Source organism: Aliirhizobium cellulosilyticum (assembly GCF_014198105.1).
Lineage (GTDB): Bacteria > Pseudomonadota > Alphaproteobacteria > Rhizobiales > Rhizobiaceae > Neorhizobium > Neorhizobium cellulosilyticum.
In genome coordinates, this window is record NZ_JACIGW010000002.1 from 946,805 (window position 1) to 964,747 (window position 17,943).

Annotated in this window: 16 protein-coding genes, 1 tRNA gene and 1 pseudogene; 10 read left to right on the top strand and 8 right to left on the bottom strand. The window is 59.0% G+C overall.

Annotated features, from left to right (window positions below):
• Positions 1–22 precede the first annotated feature (22 nt).
• Together GGE33_RS13370 and GGE33_RS13375 are read right to left on the bottom strand one after the other, a co-directional pair.
• Positions 23–544, bottom strand: coding sequence for a GNAT family N-acetyltransferase (locus GGE33_RS13370; RefSeq protein ID WP_183823723.1), 522 nt, complete (start codon positions 542–544; stop codon positions 23–25).
• Between the two features lie 18 nt (positions 545–562).
• Positions 563–1,141 (bottom strand): helix-turn-helix domain-containing protein, encoded by a 579-nt coding sequence (locus GGE33_RS13375; RefSeq protein ID WP_183824138.1) that lies wholly within the window; start codon positions 1,139–1,141, stop codon positions 563–565.
• 155 nt (positions 1,142–1,296) lie between these two features.
• On the opposite strand from GGE33_RS13375, the gene GGE33_RS13380 reads away from it, so the two are divergent.
• Positions 1,297–2,577, top strand: coding sequence for an MFS transporter (locus GGE33_RS13380; RefSeq protein ID WP_148146093.1), 1,281 nt, complete (start codon positions 1,297–1,299; stop codon positions 2,575–2,577).
• Between the two features lie 63 nt (positions 2,578–2,640).
• On the top strand, positions 2,641–4,464 hold the full coding sequence (lepA, locus tag GGE33_RS13385; RefSeq protein ID WP_183823725.1) for a translation elongation factor 4: 1,824 nt from the start codon (positions 2,641–2,643) through the stop codon (positions 4,462–4,464).
• Positions 4,465–4,529: 65 nt separating this feature from the next.
• Here the strand turns inward: lepA and GGE33_RS13390 are convergent, their stop codons facing one another.
• Positions 4,530–5,093: a hypothetical protein gene (locus GGE33_RS13390; protein WP_183823727.1), complete on the bottom strand. Its 564-nt coding sequence runs from the start codon at positions 5,091–5,093 to the stop codon at positions 4,530–4,532.
• Between the two features lie 343 nt (positions 5,094–5,436).
• Here GGE33_RS13390 and GGE33_RS13395 point away from each other — a divergent pair, with 343 nt between their 5' ends.
• Positions 5,437–6,783, top strand: coding sequence for an FAD-dependent oxidoreductase (locus tag GGE33_RS13395; RefSeq protein ID WP_183823729.1), 1,347 nt, complete (start codon positions 5,437–5,439; stop codon positions 6,781–6,783).
• Here GGE33_RS13395 and GGE33_RS13400 read toward each other — a convergent pair.
• Positions 6,780–7,658: a LysR family transcriptional regulator gene (locus GGE33_RS13400; RefSeq protein WP_183823731.1), complete on the bottom strand. Its 879-nt coding sequence runs from the start codon at positions 7,656–7,658 to the stop codon at positions 6,780–6,782. The genes GGE33_RS13395 and GGE33_RS13400 overlap by 4 nt on opposite strands.
• A gap of 98 nt (positions 7,659–7,756) precedes the next feature.
• Here GGE33_RS13400 and GGE33_RS13405 point away from each other — a divergent pair, with 98 nt between their 5' ends.
• Both GGE33_RS13405 and GGE33_RS13410 read left to right on the top strand, forming a co-directional pair.
• Positions 7,757–8,692 (top strand): AEC family transporter, encoded by a 936-nt coding sequence (locus tag GGE33_RS13405; RefSeq protein WP_183823733.1) that lies wholly within the window; start codon positions 7,757–7,759, stop codon positions 8,690–8,692.
• 151 nt (positions 8,693–8,843) lie between these two features.
• Positions 8,844–11,780: a hybrid sensor histidine kinase/response regulator gene (locus GGE33_RS13410; protein ID WP_183823735.1), complete on the top strand. Its 2,937-nt coding sequence runs from the start codon at positions 8,844–8,846 to the stop codon at positions 11,778–11,780.
• A gap of 91 nt (positions 11,781–11,871) precedes the next feature.
• On the opposite strand, the gene GGE33_RS13415 is transcribed toward GGE33_RS13410, so the two are convergent.
• The gene (locus GGE33_RS13415; protein WP_183823737.1) at positions 11,872–12,111 is read right to left on the bottom strand and encodes a hypothetical protein; all 240 of its coding nucleotides are present in this window, start codon (positions 12,109–12,111) and stop codon (positions 11,872–11,874) included.
• A gap of 248 nt (positions 12,112–12,359) precedes the next feature.
• On the opposite strand from GGE33_RS13415, the gene GGE33_RS13420 reads away from it, so the two are divergent.
• From GGE33_RS13420 to GGE33_RS13440, 5 genes and pseudogenes are all read left to right on the top strand, one after another.
• Positions 12,360–14,132: a methyl-accepting chemotaxis protein gene (locus tag GGE33_RS13420; protein WP_183823739.1), complete on the top strand. Its 1,773-nt coding sequence runs from the start codon at positions 12,360–12,362 to the stop codon at positions 14,130–14,132.
• Positions 14,133–14,211: 79 nt separating this feature from the next.
• Positions 14,212–14,541, top strand: a complete 330-nt coding sequence (locus tag GGE33_RS27985) for a hypothetical protein (RefSeq protein ID WP_183684919.1) — start codon at positions 14,212–14,214, stop codon at positions 14,539–14,541.
• Positions 14,542–14,696: 155 nt separating this feature from the next.
• A pseudogene (locus GGE33_RS13430) lies at positions 14,697–15,527 on the top strand (NAD(P)-dependent oxidoreductase); the annotation flags it as partial.
• Positions 15,528–15,899, top strand: coding sequence for an Rdx family protein (locus tag GGE33_RS13435; protein ID WP_183824140.1), 372 nt, complete (start codon positions 15,528–15,530; stop codon positions 15,897–15,899).
• 92 nt (positions 15,900–15,991) lie between these two features.
• Positions 15,992–16,078, top strand: a tRNA-Leu gene (locus tag GGE33_RS13440).
• Between the two features lie 137 nt (positions 16,079–16,215).
• Here the strand turns inward: GGE33_RS13440 and GGE33_RS13445 are convergent.
• The 3 genes from GGE33_RS13445 to GGE33_RS13455 form a co-directional block, all read right to left on the bottom strand.
• Positions 16,216–16,584, bottom strand: a complete 369-nt coding sequence (locus GGE33_RS13445) for a hypothetical protein (RefSeq protein ID WP_183823741.1) — start codon at positions 16,582–16,584, stop codon at positions 16,216–16,218.
• A gap of 131 nt (positions 16,585–16,715) precedes the next feature.
• Positions 16,716–17,561, bottom strand: a complete 846-nt coding sequence (locus GGE33_RS13450) for a C40 family peptidase (protein WP_183823744.1) — start codon at positions 17,559–17,561, stop codon at positions 16,716–16,718.
• A gap of 11 nt (positions 17,562–17,572) precedes the next feature.
• Positions 17,573–17,923 (bottom strand): MarR family transcriptional regulator, encoded by a 351-nt coding sequence (locus tag GGE33_RS13455; protein ID WP_148146105.1) that lies wholly within the window; start codon positions 17,921–17,923, stop codon positions 17,573–17,575.
• Positions 17,924–17,943: the final 20 nt, after the last annotated feature.

Sequence of the window (17,943 nt, forward strand, 5' to 3'; positions counted from 1 at the left end):
GGCCGGGATCACCGGCCTTCCTTCATCCGATCCGCTTGTAGAAGATCGTCGTGTCGCAAAAACCACCCTGTGGCCACAGCGCATAATCGGGAATGACGCCGACGCGCTGCCAGCCGAAGCGCGGATAGATTTTTTCCGCTTCGCTGCCGGTCGCCGTGTCGAGAACCAGAAGCGAGCGGCCGCGGCGGGCCGCCTCTTCTTCCACCGCCGCCATCAGCCTGCGCGACAGGCCAAGTCCGCGGCTGGAGCGATGCACGAGCAGCTTCATCAGATCACCGCGATGCGGCTGGTTGGGTTTCGAAGCGAGCCCAACCTGGACCGTGCCGATCACCCGCCCGTCGATTTCAGCCACACCGAGAATGATGCCGCCCTTTTCCACCTCGGTGGCGATATCACTCCAATAGGCCTCTCCATCCTGCGGCTGAAACGGCAGCATGAAACCCAGCGAGGCGCCGCCATTGATGCAGTCGGCTAGCACCTCGCAGAGGTCCGGAATGGCGGCACGCGCGCTTGTCGCATCGAAGATGCGGATCGTGGCAGTCATTGATGTTCCCTTTGTTATTTAGCGTCCGCGGTTCAGGATCACCGCGTAACGGGCAGGCTTGTCGGATGGATTGTAGAAGTCGAAGGCGTCGCCAATATCCATAAACAGGCAGTCGCCCGGCTGCAGCCGATGGGTGGCGTCGGGTAGCACCATCTCGAGCATGCCTTCGAACAGCCAGACATGCTGGGTCATGACCCGGCTTTCCTCCCGCGGCGGAAAACTGACCCTAGCGCCAGCCGGAAACTCGATCTCGACGATATCGACCGGGCTTGGCATGCCCGGCGGCGAAACCGAGCGACGCAGATATCCGGTCGTCGGGTCTCGCCACAGCCGCTGTTCCGCTCGCCTCGACAAGGGCGAAGACGACGGTTCTTCCGGTGCAAAGAAAGCCGAAAGCGTCAAGCCAAGCCCCTCGCACAGCCGCGCCAGAAGGGCCGCCGTCGGGCTTGCCTCGGCGCGCTCGATACGGGAGATCATCGCGCGGCTGACACCGGAGCGATCCGCCAGTTGATCGAGCGTCAGACCTGAGCTGGCGCGCAGGCTTTTCAGCCGCTCGCCGATTGCGATTTCCAGTTCACTATCTGAATTTTCCATTATCAGAGAATTTCACTCTCCCATCATGGAGTCAAGGATTTTGACGTTCCGTCGGAAAATTCGCCGCGGTGGCGTTTGTACGATAGCGAAACCACTGCGCGATAGGATAAGCAGGCCGGGTAGATGGCGCAAAGCATAGCGGCTTTTGGAGAATTTACATGACGGCTCAGGCGCAGGTCAGAGTTTCGCCCCTCTCCATCGCGAGCATCATCCTATCGATGACGATTGCCGCCATCGGCAGCGGCATCATGGCCACTTACGTCCCCTTCGTGCTGACCCAGAGCGGAGAGACATGGGCAGCGCGCCTTGCAGTTCCTGCACTTGCCTTTGGCGGCCTGCTCGGCTGCGTGCTTGCCGGCCCACTGATCCGTCGTGTCGGTCATGCCCGCCTCTTCGCCTGCTCGATGTCGATGGTCATTATCGGCGCGGTTCTGGTTGCAGCCGACCTGCCGGCCGCCTGGTGGATCCTCGCGCGCGCGATCTATGGCGCGGCTTCCAACGTCAATTTCATCATCGCCCAGAGCTGGCTCAACCACGCCGCCTCCAACGAATGGCGCGGAAGGGCGATGTCCTTCTTCTATATGGCCTTTGTGCTTGCGCTCGGCGGCGGCGCATGGCTGTTCGGGCAGGTGCCGGCGGACAGCAATCTTGCACCGCTCATCGTCGTTTTCGTCACCGCGCTCTCCATCCTCCCGATCGGACTTACTCGCCTGCCGAACCCGCCTGCACCGGCCAGCGTCAGCGTCAATGTCAGGATGGCTTGGAAGATCTCGCCGGTCGGCCTTGTCGGCGTGCTTGCCTCGGGCGGTCTATCGATGGTCGTGCAGGGCTTTACCCCGATCTACGCGACGCTCAACGGCGTGACACAGGGCGAGGTAGCGCTGTTGATGCTGGTGATGCAGACCGGGCTTTTGTTCGTGCAATATCCTCTCGGCATCATTTCAGACCGGCTCGATCGCCGCGTCGTGCTGCTCTTCACCTGCGGGCTGATCGTTGTTGCGGGTTTTGCGGCGCTGATGGTGTCGTTTACCACTTTCGTGCTTCTGATGATCGTCTTCCTCGTTTTCGGTGGGGCAGTGGAAACCGTCTATTCGGTCGCCAATGCGCATGCGAATGACCGCGCCGATCCGGGCGATTTCGTGCCTTTGTCCTCCACCCTTCTCGTCGCATGGTCGACGGCTGCAACGATCGTGCCGCTCTGCATCACCTTCCTCGCGCCGGTCCTTGGCCAGCAGACCTTCATCTATGCGATCATTCTGGTGGCGACCGCCTATGGCCTCTATATCGTCTTCCGCCTGAAGGAACGCGGACCGGCACCGGAAGACGAGCGCGAAAGCCACGAGATGCGAAGCGCGCAGATGCCGAACGCCGCGACCATGACGGAACCGGGGGCTGCAGAGGCTCAGGCGGAAGCCAAGGCGCAGGCCCTGGAGGGCTGATAGTCAACAAACGGTTATCTTCCCCCTTTGCGGCGGGGATTGTCACTGATATATGCGCGAACCATGAGCACCAATTCCCGCACGCCGCTTGACCATATCCGCAACTTCTCGATCGTGGCCCATATCGACCACGGCAAGTCGACCCTGGCCGACCGTCTGATCCAGACGACCGGCGGCCTTGCCGAACGCGACATGTCGGAACAGGTTCTCGACTCGATGGATATCGAGCGCGAACGCGGCATTACCATCAAGGCCCAGACCGTCCGCCTGCATTACAAGGCGAACAATGGCGAGACCTATATCCTCAATCTGATCGACACGCCCGGCCATGTCGACTTCGCCTATGAAGTCTCGCGTTCGCTCAGCGCCTGCGAAGGTTCGCTGCTCGTCGTCGACGCCTCCCAGGGCGTCGAAGCGCAGACGCTGGCCAACGTCTATCAAGCGATCGACAACAATCACGAGATCGTCACCGTCCTCAACAAGATCGACCTTCCCGCGGCCGAACCGGATCGGATCAAGGAACAGATCGAGGAAGTTATCGGCATAGATGCCTCCCAAGCCGTGCTGATCTCAGCCAAGACCGGCCTCGGCATTCCCGACGTTCTCGAAGCCATCGTCCACCAGCTGCCGCCGCCGAAAAGCGAAGCCGGCGACAAGGGCCCGCTGAAGGCCCTGCTGGTCGACAGCTGGTATGACACCTATCTCGGCGTCATGGTTCTGGTGCGTATCCTCGACGGCGTACTCTCCAAGGGCCAGACCATCCGGATGATGGGCACGGACGCAAAATACCAGGTCGAACGCGTCGGCGTGCTGACGCCGAAGATGCTGGCCGTCGACTCACTCGGTCCGGGCGAAATCGGTTTCTTCACCGGCTCGATCAAGGAAGTTGCCGATACCCGCGTCGGCGATACTATTACCGAAGACAAGAAGCCGACGGCGAAGGCCCTGCCGGGCTTCAAGCCGGCCCAGCCGGTGGTGTTCTGCGGTCTCTTCCCTGTTGATGCCGCCGATTTCGAAGACCTGCGCGCGGCGATGGGCAAGCTTCGCCTCAACGATGCGTCCTTCTCGTTCGAAATGGAATCGTCTGCCGCTCTCGGCTTCGGTTTCCGCTGCGGCTTCCTCGGCCTGCTGCATCTGGAAATCATTCAGGAGCGCCTCGAGCGCGAGTTCGACCTCGACCTGATCGCAACCGCTCCTTCGGTCGTCTATCATCTTCACATGACGGATGGCTCGATGAAGGAGCTGCACAATCCGGCCGACATGCCGGATGTGGTCAAGATCGCTTCGATCGAGGAGCCGTGGATCAAGGCAACGATCCTGACACCGGACGATTATCTAGGTGGCATCCTGAAGCTCTGCCAGGACCGCCGCGGCATCCAGACTGAACTGACCTATGTCGGCAAGCGCGCCATGCTGAGCTATGAGCTTCCGCTCAATGAAGTGGTGTTCGACTTCTACGACCGCTTGAAGTCTATATCCAAGGGTTATGCCTCGTTCGATTACCATCTGCACGGCTATCGCGAAGGCAATCTCGTGAAGATGTCGATCATGGTCAATGGCGAGCCAGTCGATGCGCTTTCCATGCTCGTTCACCGTTCGGCGGCGGAAAAGCGCGGCCGCGACATGTGCGAGAAGCTCAAGGATCTGATCCCGCGACACATGTTCAAGATTCCGATCCAGGCAGCAATCGGCGGCAACGTGATTGCCCGCGAGACGATCTCGGCGATGCGCAAGGACGTGACGGCCAAGTGTTACGGTGGCGACGCCACCCGCAAGCGTAAACTTCTGGACAAACAGAAGGAAGGCAAGAAGCGGATGCGCCAATTCGGCAAGGTCGATATCCCGCAGGAAGCGTTTATCGCAGCGCTGAAGATGAAGGACGACTGATCACATCTCGACTTTCAAAAAAATGCCGCCCGAGGGCGGCATTTTTTATTGGGAGCACGGCAACTTCACTCAGCTGCCGCCCTGATTGCCGCCCTCGCACGCGCCTTGCGGGCGATGCTTTCGGCAAACAATGGGGTTTCGCGATGATTATGGTCGCCGCCGGCCGCCTGTCGCGCAGCTGCGGCCTGCTCGAATGTCTGACCGTGCTTTGCAATGAAATCCATGAACATATCAGTCGGATGGCAGGTGACGCGGTTGGTGTAGCGGGTGCGGTTGCCGTCAATCGCTTCAGCGATCAGTTCCCAGATGACATTGACCTGCGTGCGCTCACCCAATGGCGTGAAGACGTCCGAAATCGAATTCATCCGGCAATAGGAGGGCGTTGCCTCGTCTGCGACATAGTGCTGGACGACCAGACCAGTGCCGATCATCTCGACATTGATCGACATGCGGCGTCCGTCATCGGTGAAGGTCGCTCCCGCAGCAATGTGGTCGGGCGGGCAGCAGCGCTGGTACTCAGCCTCCGGCAGATTGAAGAGCCAGTCGGCGATATCGACCTCATCGAGAGGAGTGTCGATATCGTGGGAATAAGCGGATTGGGAAAGGATCTTGTCGGCCAGAATTTTCATCGTGGTTTCCTTCAATCTGTCTGTCTCCGCAGGCTCACTGCAATCCGCATGTCGAGCGGAAGAAGAAGACCGACCGGAGAGGTTTGAATGAGCAAAATTCCTGTTCTGCTCGTGAAGAAAGCTCTCACCTGCTCGCCCGGACCTCAATCATACATGGGGCTCTCGATGCTAACCTTGGGTTTATCCGCCATGCTCTGCGGTATGACGGATGATCGTTTTTGATCGCGCCGTGCGGAATTGCCGCCACTGGTGGTCAAATTCAGCAGAAGTGCCGTCTTGATCGCCCCAATCCGACTGACTAGGAGTCGACACACTCAACCTCCGCCAGTCAGGACCGCATCCCGTGCCCAACTTCCCCTTTTCCGAAAGCGATCCGATCCAGTTTCATGGCCCCCTCCCGAAACGTTCGGATGTGGTGATCATCGGCGGCGGCGTGATCGGGGTAACCACCGCGCTTTATCTGGCGGAAAAGGGCGTCGCGGTGACGCTTGTCGAAAAGGGGCGGATCGCGGCGGAACAGTCGTCGCGGAACTGGGGCTGGATCCGCCAGCAGGGGCGCGATGCGGACGAGCTGCCGATCGTCATAGAAGCCTGCCGGCTATGGAAGCAGCTTGCGGAGGAATGCGGCGAGGATATTGGTCTCGCGCAGACCGGCGTCACTTATCTCGCCAATTCGGCAAAGGAGATGGCCGATTTCGACGACTTCATGACGATCGCCGCCCGGCACGATGTCGATACGCGACTGTTGAGTTCGGCCGAGACGGCGGCGCTCATTCCCGGCATGGCGCGCAAGTTCCATGGGGCGATGACGACCCCTTCGGACATGCGGGCGGAACCCTGGCTTGCCGTGCCTGCCCTTGCGCGGCTCGCAGCACGCAAGGGCGCCACGATCGTCGAAAACTGCGCCGCCCGCAGCCTCGACATTTCCGCTGGCCGGATCAGCGGCGTGTGGACCGAGACCGGATTGATCGAAACCTCCAGCGTATTGGTCGCCGGCGGCGCATGGTCGTCGCTGCTGTTGCGTCTGCATGGCGTGTCCATCCCGCAGCTCAGCGTTCGCTCCACGGTCGCAGCCACCGAACCGATGCCTGAGGTTCACGCGGGAGCTGGGGTCGATAGTCACGTCGCCTTCCGTCGTCGGCAGGATGGCGGCTACACACTGGCTCCCGGCAGCGGCAGCGCGCTTTATGTCGGGCCGGACTCTTTCCGGCACGCGATCAAATACCTGCCGGCGCTCCTCGATAATCCTTTCGGCCTTCGTTATTTGCCCGCAGCGCCCTCCGGCTTTCCCGATGCATGGTCGACGCGCAGAACATGGACGGCCGACGAAACCAGCCCGTTCGAGCGGATGCGCATCCTCAACCCCGCTCCCTCGCAAAAGGGGTTGCGTTCGGTGCAACGCGAGTTCGCCCGGCTTTTCCCCGATCTTGGCCCGGTGCGCCTGAAAACCGGATGGGCGGGAATGATCGATGCGATGCCGGATGTCGTGCCGGTGGTCGATCGCGTCGAGGCGATCGGCGGCCTGTTCGTCGCAACCGGCATGAGCGGCCATGGCTTCGGTATCGGGCCCGGTATCGGCCGCGTTGTTGCCGATCTCATAAAGGGCCATGCCGTTGGACATGATCTGAGCCGGTTCCGGTTGTCGCGCTTTTCCGATGGTAGCGCGATCAAACTGGGGCCGGCGCTTTAGAAGGACAATTGCTTCACAAGCTCGAAAAGTCTTGCGACGGCCGGGTTTTTCGATGCCGTGGGAGCGCAGAGTACGACGTCAAATTCAGGCGGATCGATCAGCGGGCGGGAGACTATGGTCTCGCCGAGATCGCTGCAGAGCGATTGCGGGATCAGAGCAACGCCCAAGCCTTCCCCCACCAGCCTTATGATCGTGTGCTGCAGGCGTGGCTCCAGCGCGAAATGCGGAACGATACCGTCTGCTGCGCAATAGGCCCCGATAGCCGAACGCAATGTCGGCACCACCGATGCTGGAGCGGCGATCAGCCTTTCCGACGCCAAGGCCTGAGCCCCCACCTTTTCAGCTGAGGCCAGCGGATGATCAGAGTGGACGATCAGGCGAAGCCGATCACGCGCAAGGAGCCGGGTCCGAAGATGCGGCGCCGTCGGATTTCCAAGAGTGACTGCGGCATCCAGCCGCGCTTCCAACAGAAGCTCATCAATATCGCTCGGCAACCTTTCTTCGAGAACGAGCCGCACATCCGGTGCAGCATCAGATAGCAGGCGCACAAGTTTCGGCACGATGCCCTGCGCCGCATACATGGTGAAACCCAGTCTCAACTCGCCCTTGGCACCGTTCGCGACAAGCTGTACGTCGCGGCACGCCGCCTCGAACCCGGCCAGTACTGATCGGCAATCATTGAGGAAATGCTTGCCCGCCGTCGTCAGCACGACATTGCGGGAATTACGTTCGAACAGCCGGACGCCGAGCGCCTTTTCAATCGCCGCAATCTGCCGGCTGAAAGGCGGCTGGCTCATGTTCATACGGGCTGCTGCCTGACCGAAATGAAGGGTCTCCGCCAGTGCAACGAAATAGCGCATATGGCGCGTATCCATTTGATACCTCCAGAGTATCAATTCGGCACTTTAATGACATTGGATTATATCGATCAATAGCGCTAGGCAAGGGACAGCGAAAATTCGAGCCTGCCGACATGCTGACCAACCTTTTGATCGTCCTACCCATATTTGCACTTATTCTTGCCGGCTGGATTGCCCGGAAAAGCGGTGCACTCGGGCCAAATGCGACGCGCGAGGTCAACCGATTGGTCGTCTATCTTGCCCTTCCTGCATTGTTGTTCGACATCATGGCAAATGCAAAGATCGAGCAGATCTGGCAACCCGGTTTCATCCTCGCTTTCAGCGCCGGCTGTGCGGTCATCTTTGTCGGTACGCTGTTCTGGCGAGTGGCCAAGGGCCGGCATCTCGCAGATGCTGCGGTCGATGCGCTGAATGCAAGTTACGCCAATACAGGTTTTGTCGGCTTTCCGCTGGTCCTGTCGCTTGTTGGCGCTAGCGGCATGGCACCAACGCTGATCGCAACCATCCTCACGGTCTGCATCCTGTTTGCCGTCGCCATCATTCTAATCGAGGGCGGGCTTCAGTCAGAGACCCGCCGCCGCGACATCGCGTTCAAGACGCTTGCCTCGCTCTGCAAGAACCCGCTGCTTGTCGCGCCCGTGCTCGGCGCCATCTTCATGCTATCCGGCTGGGCGCTACCGCAGCCGGTCCATTCATTCATGAAGCTGCTTTCGGGTGCGGCCTCGCCTTGCGCACTGATCGCGCTCGGTCTCTTCCTTGCCGGTCCGCAGGCGGCGACGGCAACAAACAGGCTTTCCACCACCGGCATTCTGGTCGCCCTGAAACTAATCGCCCATCCGCTCGTCACCTGGGTGGTTGCCGGGCCGCTGCTCGGCCTGCCTGCGGGCTCGGTGCATGTAGCGGTTCTGCTCGCGACCTTGCCGACCGGTACCGGTCCATTCATGCTGGCGGAATTCTACAACAGGGAGGCAAGCCTGACCGGACGCGTCGTGCTGATATCGACCATCCTCTCGATCCTGACCATCTCGGCCTATCTGTTGATCGCCTGAGGCCTATGAAGACAGCAAGTCTCGCCACCGATATTTTCAGTGACCGTACAGTCCATCGATCATCATGTAATTGCGCTTGAAACCTCTTGGAAAACGGGTCTGCTGCTCCATATAATCGGCGCTTGTCCTACTCCCACGTTTCGGTGAATTCATGAACTATCAGGTCGTATCCGCCCATTGGCCGATTGGCGGAGGCGAAGCGGGGGAACTTGTCCGCGCATTCGACTGGTCGCAGACCTCGCTTGGACCGATTTCCGAATGGCCGCAGCATCTGCGAATCAAGGTCAATTCGATTGTCAATTCGCCCATCCCGCAAGTGCTTATGTGGGGCGATGACCATGTGATGATCTACAACGACGGTTACATCGAAATCGCCGGCAGTTATCATCCCCGCGCGCTCGGCAGCACCGTTCCCGGCATCTGGCCGGAGATCTGGGACTGGAACAGAAAAATTCTCGAAGCCGGCTTTCGCGGGGAAGTGCAATCCTTCCGCGACCAGGCGATGACATTGCATCGCCATGGCGTTCCCGAAGACGTGATTTTCGACCTGTTCTACACGCCGATCTATGCCGAAAGCGGCAAAGTCGACGGTGTTTTGTGCACGGTGCTTGAAAATACCGACAGGGTGAAGGCGGTCAAGGCGCTGGCGGAAAGCCGCGAGGAACTTTCCCAGCTGACCAACGCCCTGCCGATCCTCGTCGGCTTCATCGATCGCGACAGCACCTATCGTTTCGCCAATGAAGGCTACCGGGAATGGTTCGGCCTTCCAGCCGCCGACGTGATCGGCAAACATGTCGCCGACATTGTCGGGCAGGATTACTACAAGACCCGCATCCCGTTCATAAACAAAGCCTTTTCAGGCGAGGCGATCATCAATGACACGGTGATCCGCCGACCCGACGGTGAAAGACGGACGGCGGAAGTGCGTTATGTGCCGCGCCGCACGCCGAAGGGTGAGGTTGACGGCATCTATGTGCTGATCATCGATGTCGAGGCCCGCAAGCGCTCGGAAACCGCGCTTCGCCGCAGCAACAACCGCTTCCGGGCTGCCGTCAACGCCATCCATGGCGTATTGTGGACGAACACGGCTGATGGACGCATGCTCGGCGAACAATCCGGCTGGGCGTCCCTGACCGGTCAATCCTCGGAGGAATATCAAGGCTATGGCTGGTCGAATGCCGTGCATCCGGATGACCGTGCCGGATCCGTGGCCAGCTGGCAGGCCGCGGTTGCCGCCAAGTCCACCTATATCTGGGAGCACCGGGTTCTGCGCCATGATGGCGTCTACCGCACCTTCTCGATCCGCAGTGTGCCGATCATCGGTGCGGATGGCGAGATCGAGGAATGGGTCGGAGTCCATACCGACATCACCGAACAACGTGCAGCCGAAGCCAGCCTGCAGGAACATGCGAGCAATCTGGAGCGGCAGGTTCGCCACCGCATGCGCGCAGAGGAGCAGCTCAAGCAGCTCAACGAAGGCCTGGAGGCGCGAGTCGAGGCGGAGATCGCCGAGCGTCGGCTGGCGGAACGGGCGCTGCAGCAGGCGCAGAAGATGGAATCGATCGGCCAGCTGACCGGCGGCGTCGCGCATGACTTCAACAACCTGCTTCAGGTCGTGGCAGGCAATCTGCAGCTTCTCGCCAAGGACATCGCCGGCAACGAAAATGCCGAGCGGCGCGTTTCAAATGCGCTGGCCGGCGTCCACCGCGGCGCAAAGCTCGCCAGCCAGTTGCTCGCCTTCGGCCGACGTCAGGCACTGGAGCCGCGGGTCATCAATATCGGCCGCTTTATTGCAGGCATGGACGATCTTCTACGCCGGTCGCTGGGCGAGGCAGTCGAGGTTGAGGTCATCGCCAGCGGTGGGCTGTGGAACACCTATGCGGACCCGACGCAGGTGGAAAACGCGCTGCTCAACCTTGCGATCAATGCCCGCGATGCGATGGAGGGATCTGGCAAGCTGACGATCGAGGTCGGCAATGCCTTCCTCGACCAGGATTACGCCCGCGCCCATGCGGAAGTTGCAGCCGGGCAATATGTCCTGCTCGCCGTTACCGATACCGGTTCAGGCATGACGCCCGAAGTTCTGGAAAAGGTGTTCGAGCCGTTCTTCTCGACCAAGCCGGAAGGCAAGGGAACCGGGCTTGGCCTTTCCATGGTCTATGGTTTCGTCAAGCAGTCAGGCGGCCATGTGAAAATCTATAGCGAGGTCGGCCAAGGCACGACCGTCAAGGTCTATCTTCCCCGCTCTGTTGCCGACGAGGATCGCGAGGTGGTCGTTCCTGCCGGCCCTGTCGTCGGCGGAACCGAAACAGTGCTTGTCGTCGAGGATGACGAGGAGGTCCGCACCACCGTTATAGAGACGCTGAACGATCTCGGTTATCGGGTCCTTTCCGCCAAGGATGCTCAGGCAGGCCTCAACGTGGTCGAGAGCGGTATTCCAATCGACGTAATCTTCACCGACGTCGTCATGCCCGGCCCGCTGAAGAGTAGGGAAATGGCGCGCCGTGCCAAGGAGCGTTTACCCAATCTCGCTGTCCTGTTCACCTCGGGTTACACGGAAAACTCGATCGTGCATGGCGGCATTCTCGATGTTGGTGTCGAGCTTCTATCGAAACCCTATACTCGCGAGGCGCTGGCGCGCCGTATCCGCCATGTGATCGCCAACCAGAAGCAAGTGGAACAATCGGCATCTCCAAGAACCGATGTCTCGGAACCTGGCGCCTACCGTTCAGTACCGGCACTGAGGATATTGCTTGTCGAAGACGATTTTCTGATCCGATCCAATACTGCCGAAATACTTATGGAGTTTGGTCACGAAGTGATCGAGGCTTCTAACGGACACGAGGCGCTTCAGGAGCTCGCGAGTTCCGAGATCGATCTGCTGCTGACGGATATCGGCCTGCCGGATACAAGCGGCGGAGAACTGGTAAAACAGGCGATCGAGCTCAAGCAGAGCCTCGCCGTAATTTTTGCGACCGGCGAGAATCAAAAGCCCGATGGAGCCCCAGCTCGGGCTGGCCTGCTGCGCAAACCCTATAATGAGCATGATATTGCAAAGGTGATCGAAAGCGTCATGACCGGGCAATAACTTCCCGAGCCCTCGGCATGTCTGAAACGGGCGACCCGATTGTCCAATCCCGTTGGATTCCACAACATGATACGATCTCACCGGGAAAGGCCTAATGGCCGGGGCGCGGGAGATCAGACGAGGTAATCCATACGCGACCGTCGAATGCTACTTCACCGTGATCAAGCTTGCGGCTTGCAATCTTTTCGATGAGGCAGAGTTTCGAACGGACATTGCCGATGCGGCTGTCATTCACGACACAAACAGCGTGGAATGCTGTGCCCTCCTGCATCAAAAGCAGCGTGTGGTGGGCATTGTCCAGGATCTTTCCGGGCAGCGTCTGGAGCGTCATGCTCTTTCTCCTTGCCGATCATTTCAACCAACCGCCAATCGAGACGATTGCCGGAAGCCTCCCTCAACAAGGTTAATGAATAGTTAAAATTTGCATCAAAAAGACACCCATTGCGTGCAATCAATTAAAGAAAGAAAACCCCTCGTAGCATTAATAACCTACTGTATTATCAGTAAGTTAACCCGAATATTATATATCGATTACAATTTATGCAGTAACGCAACCTCCTATGTTGAGGATAGTCAACTATGTTTTCTTTCCAATCCAGTTCAGACCGAGTTCTTGATGCGCTCGATCTATCGATGGCGATCATCGAATTTGATCTTGAAGGTCGCATCATCAAGGCCAACAAGAATTTCTGCGATCTGATGGGCTATCAGCCACAGGAAATAATCGGCAAACATCACAGCCTTTTTGTCGAAGCCAATTACGTAAAGTCTAAGGACTACACGGCCTTCTGGAGCGCGTTACGTAATGGCCAGTTCTTCTCGAGTGATTTCAAGCGGATCGCCAAAGGTGGAAGGGAAGTCTTCATCCGAGGCAACTATAATCCGGTCAAGAATAGCAGCGGAAAAGTCATCAAGGTCATCAAATTCGCCAATGACATTACGGATTCAAAACTGCATGCGCTCGACAGCGCGGCTAAAATCGACGCCATATCCCGCGCCCAGGCAACGATCGAATTCAACACAGATGGCACGATCATAGGCGCCAATGAGAACTTCCTGTCGACTCTCGGCTATGGCCTCAGCGAGATCGTCGGTCGGCATCACCGCATGTTTGTCGAGGAGACCTATGCTGCGTCGGCGGACTATGCCCGGTTCTGGGAGCGGCTGCTTTCGGGCGAGTTCGTTGCAGGCGAATTCACCCGTATCGGCCAGGGTGGCCGCAATGTCTTCATCCAGGCGTCCTACAACCCCGTATTCGACGATACAGGGCGCGTCATAAAGGTTGTCAAATTTGCAACAGACGTGACCCAACGAGTGGAAAACGTCGAACGGCTGGCCGCCTGTCTCACCAATATGGCGGATGGTGACCTCTCGCAAACGATCGATGCGCCTTTTATTGCCTCGCTGGAAAAGCTGCGCGTCGACTTCAACATCGCATCCGCCAAGCTGCGTGACGCCATGGCAACGGTTGCTGACAACGCCCGAGCCATAGCTTCCAGCTCCAACGAAGTCCGTGTCGCAGCGGACGATCTGGCGCAACGAACGGAACGTCAAGCGGCCTCTGTTGAGGAAACGGCTGCTGCTCTTGAAGAGATTACCACGACGGTCAAGGATTCCAGCAAGCGTGCAGAAGAGTCTGGCGCACTCGTCAACCGTGCCAAAGCCGATGCTGAACGCTCGGGCGAGATCGTCCGCGAGGCGATCAAGGCGATGGATTCGATCGATAACTCATCCCGCGAAATCTCCAACATCATCGGCGTTATCGACGAGATCGCCTTCCAGACCAATCTTCTGGCGCTCAACGCAGGTGTGGAGGCCGCTCGTGCAGGTGAAGCCGGCAAGGGTTTTGCAGTTGTCGCACAGGAGGTGCGCGAGTTGGCACAGCGTTCGGCTGGCGCCGCCAAGGAGATCAAGGCACTGATCACGACATCCGGCAACCACGTAGCAAGCGGCGTCGAGCTCGTTAGCAAGGCCGGTACTGCATTGCAGGAAATTGGCGGACAGGTGCATCACATCAACTCCGACATTATCGCCATCATTGATGCTTCCCGCGAACAATCGCTTGCACTCGGCAACATCAACCATGCGATCAACGAAGTTGACCAGGGCACACAACAGAATGCCGCAATGGTAGAACAACAGACTGCCGCAAGTCGCAGTCTCGCTCATGAATCACAGGCGCTGTTTTCGCTGCTCGAACAGTTCCGATTCGGTCAGGCATCCGGACATTCTGCGCCGTCAACGCCAGTGAAAGCCATGCGCTCCACGGCAAAACCGATCCGCACCCCTGTCCATTTCCGCACGGCGGGATCTGCTGCTCTGGCGGTGGAACCCGGCTGGGAAGACTTCTGAGCCACGCGTGATGCCGCTACAGGCCGATCACCTGAATTAAAAAGAAAAGCCGCCCTCTCGATGAGAGGGCGGCTTTTTCTTGTCTTATCAGCAGCCTGTAAGCGGTTATCAGCCGCCGTTATTTGCCGGTGCCGAAGGAGCCGGTGCTGCCGGCGCAGGCGCGGGCGTTGCTGGCGCCGGCGTTGCCGGGGCTGGCGTTGCCGGGGCTGGAGCCGCCGGCGCTGCCGGCTGGGTCGTCGAGGACGTCGTCGTCGCATCGGTGGGCGCACTACCCATTTGCGACCAGACGAATGCACCCACGACGATCACGGCGAGAACAGCTACCCACCCCATCCAGGATGAGTTGCTTCGCGTTGCCGGCGGCGGCGTACGCAGATCAGGACGATTGTCATTCGGATTGGGATCATAAGCCATTTCGTTTCCTCCTATTCCAGCCAATAAAATGCGCGTTACCGGATTTTGTTCCGTAGCGGGGCAATTCACGCCGAACTGCATGGAAATGGCATTTACCGAAAGGACCGATTAGGAAGGTTCTAGCGGCAGGAATAGAATGGAGGAGATAGCATGACACAACCTCGTATCGGCATCATCGGCCTGGGGCGCATGGGGCGTGCTATGGCAGTCCGGCTCGCTTCCAGCGGGTTCGAAGTTGCCGGCTGGAGTCGAAGTGGCGTTCCGGAGGACTTTCCCGAAACGGCTTTTGCCGCCAGCGGCATTCCAGACCTTGCCGAAACTTCCGACATCATCATCCTTGCCCTTCTGGATGATGCAGCAGTGGATGCGATGGTAAGAGCGCTCGAAAGCCTTGACCTGTCCGGCAAATTGATCGTCGACACCAGTACGGTGAGCCCGCTCACGCTTCGCAGCCACCAATCGGCTATCGAGCTTAAGGGCGGGCGATTGCTGGATGCCCCCATATCGGGCGGGCCTGAAACACTGCTCACCGGAAAGGCTGGTTTTTACATCGGAGGTAATGAAGACGACTACCGCCGCTTGCTGCCGGTAGTGGAGATGCTTTCCGACCGTATTCATCATGTTGGCGCGCTAGGCCATGGAGCAGCGTCGAAGCTTATCAACAACATGATGCTGAGCGGCCTTTGGGAAAGCCTGAAGGAAGCTCTGCAGCTCGGGGGCCGGGCCGGGCTTTCCCGCGAGAAAATGATTGAGGTCTTATCAGGGAGCCCGGCTGCAAGCCCCGCAATGAAAGGCCGCCTTCCTGTCGTGCTGGGCGAGACAAGCCATGTCGGCTTTCCCGTGTCCGGCGTGGTCAAGGATATTAGCGTGGTGCGTGACTACGCCCTGCATCTCGATGTGCCCATTCCGGCGATGAAGGCGGCGCTTGCAAGCTTCGAGACGGCTGAAAAGGCCGGTTTTGCCGATGCCGACCTGGCGACGATGGTCAAGCTCGCTTTAGACGAGGCCACTGCGAGCGATCCCGCAAGGCCGGTTGCTGTCTCACACCGCAAACCTCATATCACCATCCTCTACTGCACACAGTGCAACTGGCTGCTGCGGGCCGGCTGGGTGGCACAGGAGCTGTTACAGACTTTCGGTGATTCGCTCGGAGAGGTCGGCCTCATTCCCGGCACCGGCGGCGCGTTCGAGATAAGGCTGGACGGTGCTCTTTTATGGGAGCGCAAGCGCGACGGAGGCTTTCCAGGGCCGAAGGAGCTGAAACAGCGCGTTCGCGACGTGATCGACCCCGAGAGGGACCTCGGTCACCTCGATCGGCAGGCCGCCAAAATGGGAGCCGAAAACCCGGTTTGAGACCATCGTCGAAAACTTTTTTGGCAACTGACACAGAAACTTCAAAAAGCCGGTTGACAGGACGGGGCCACCCCCGTACATCGCTCTCCGTCGCCCAGATGGCGGAATTGGTAGACGCGCCAGCTTCAGGTGCTGGTACCCGAAAGGGTGTGGAGGTTCGAGTCCTCTTCTGGGCACCATTCCCATTGTTTATATTTAGTAATTGGCCCGCTTGCGGGCCTTTACTGTTTTCAGCATTTGCACTTCAAGCAATCCTTTTCGGCTGGCCGCATTAGCCTTTGTCAAAGCAAACCTACCCACCATAGGCAGGCCAAAATCACTCGGGGAGATGGCGCGGATTGAGGCCGGGGACCCATTGGGTGTTGGGCATATGCGTGCCGGTGTAGGTGACGCCGTTCGGCGTTTCGCAACGATAGACCTGAACGGGAAGATCATCCAGAATGCTGTCGCGGAATCTCCGGCGCGGCTCGGACGTGTAACCGACACCAGTCGTGCAGCGATAACCTTCCGGCGCTTCCTTGGCGACCCGCGACGCCTCGGGAACGACACCGGGAAGGTCCTTGAAATAAGTCTTCATCGAGGGACCGAACGCATCCCCTTCGGCTGCGAAGACGACCGAGGGTACCGCCGCGAGGATGAGCACGACCAGCATTGTTGCAGGCAATATCCATGCACCTTTAAGCATGTGGCTAAACTCCATATCTCGGTCTGCGCTTCCCCTTACAAATAGGTGCAGGAGGTCACCGATACCATGAAGAGGAGCCCAACATTCTCGTGATGACGGAGCCAGGATCATACAAGTGCTGCCTCTCCGCGTCAGACTATACGACGGTAGCCGGTCGGCTGCTCATAAAGCCAGCCGATCCGTTTGACGGCCGCTTCGAAATTCTCGCGCGCAACGGTCATTGTATGGCCATTCGCATGCAACAGGGTTTCTTCGTCTTCCATGATGCCGACATGACCTTTCCAGAAGACGAGATCGCCTCGACGAAGCTCATCGCGGGTGATCGCATTGCCGAAAGACGCCTGCATGTCGGAATCGCGCGGCGCGCTTTTGCCGACCATCATCAAAGCCAGCTGGACCAGGCCGGAACAATCGATACCGAAACCCGAGCGTCCACCCCAGAGGTAAGGCGTCTCGATGAACTTCGTTGCGACGGACACATAGTCGTCCGCCATTGCCTCGCCGACCGGCAGGCAATGGGCTGCGATAACAGCCCCGCCACCGGCCAGAAGGAAATAGCGCGTGCCGCGCGTTTCCGCATCGCCTATGACGGTGATGAGGCTTCCCATTGAAAATGCCTTGATCGGCGGCTTGCGCAGCTCCGCTTCCGGGTAGAGGAAGGTCCGCGCGGCGGTGATCCGGTGCGTCGGCTTAGCCAACGAGCCAATCATCTCTTCCGGCAGATAGCCGACATACCCGTCAGCATCGGCCTGCACCCAGGCGAAACCATTTGCACGATCGAACACCCGGACACTCTCACCAAAGAGAAGTTCCGTATCAATGCCGCGGCCAATATCCGGGAACGGCCGCAGAGCCGCTACGGAGCCGGTGACGGATGCGGGTTCGCCCTTCACGAAGCGGGCTGCCTCGACCTGTCCCTTCAACGCTTCCGCTGCGAGATCCGGCCGAAAGGCATTTAGACGTCTGTCCAATTCCATTGTCTTGTCCTTCATGAGGCGGGACGTCTTGCTTCCCGGATGATCAGGTCGCCGAGTTTTTCCAGATAAAGCGCGCCGCCAATGGTTCGTTTTATCACGACATTGCGTCGATCGCGATCATCCCTGACGCGATCGACGAGACCGAGTTCGCCCATCCTGTCGAGTGCACGGGTGATCACGGGCTTGGTAACGCCGAGCGTTTCGGCAAGTCCCCGCACCGTATGCGGCGGCGGGATCAGATAGATCTGCAGCAGGATCGCTATCTGTCGCAATGTCAGGTCCGCCGCTTCGCCCCTCACCTCTTCCAGCGAAACGCGGTGCCACAGCCCCAAGGCCTCCGTTGCGGTCAATTCGATCGGCATCCGATATCTCCAACGGATGC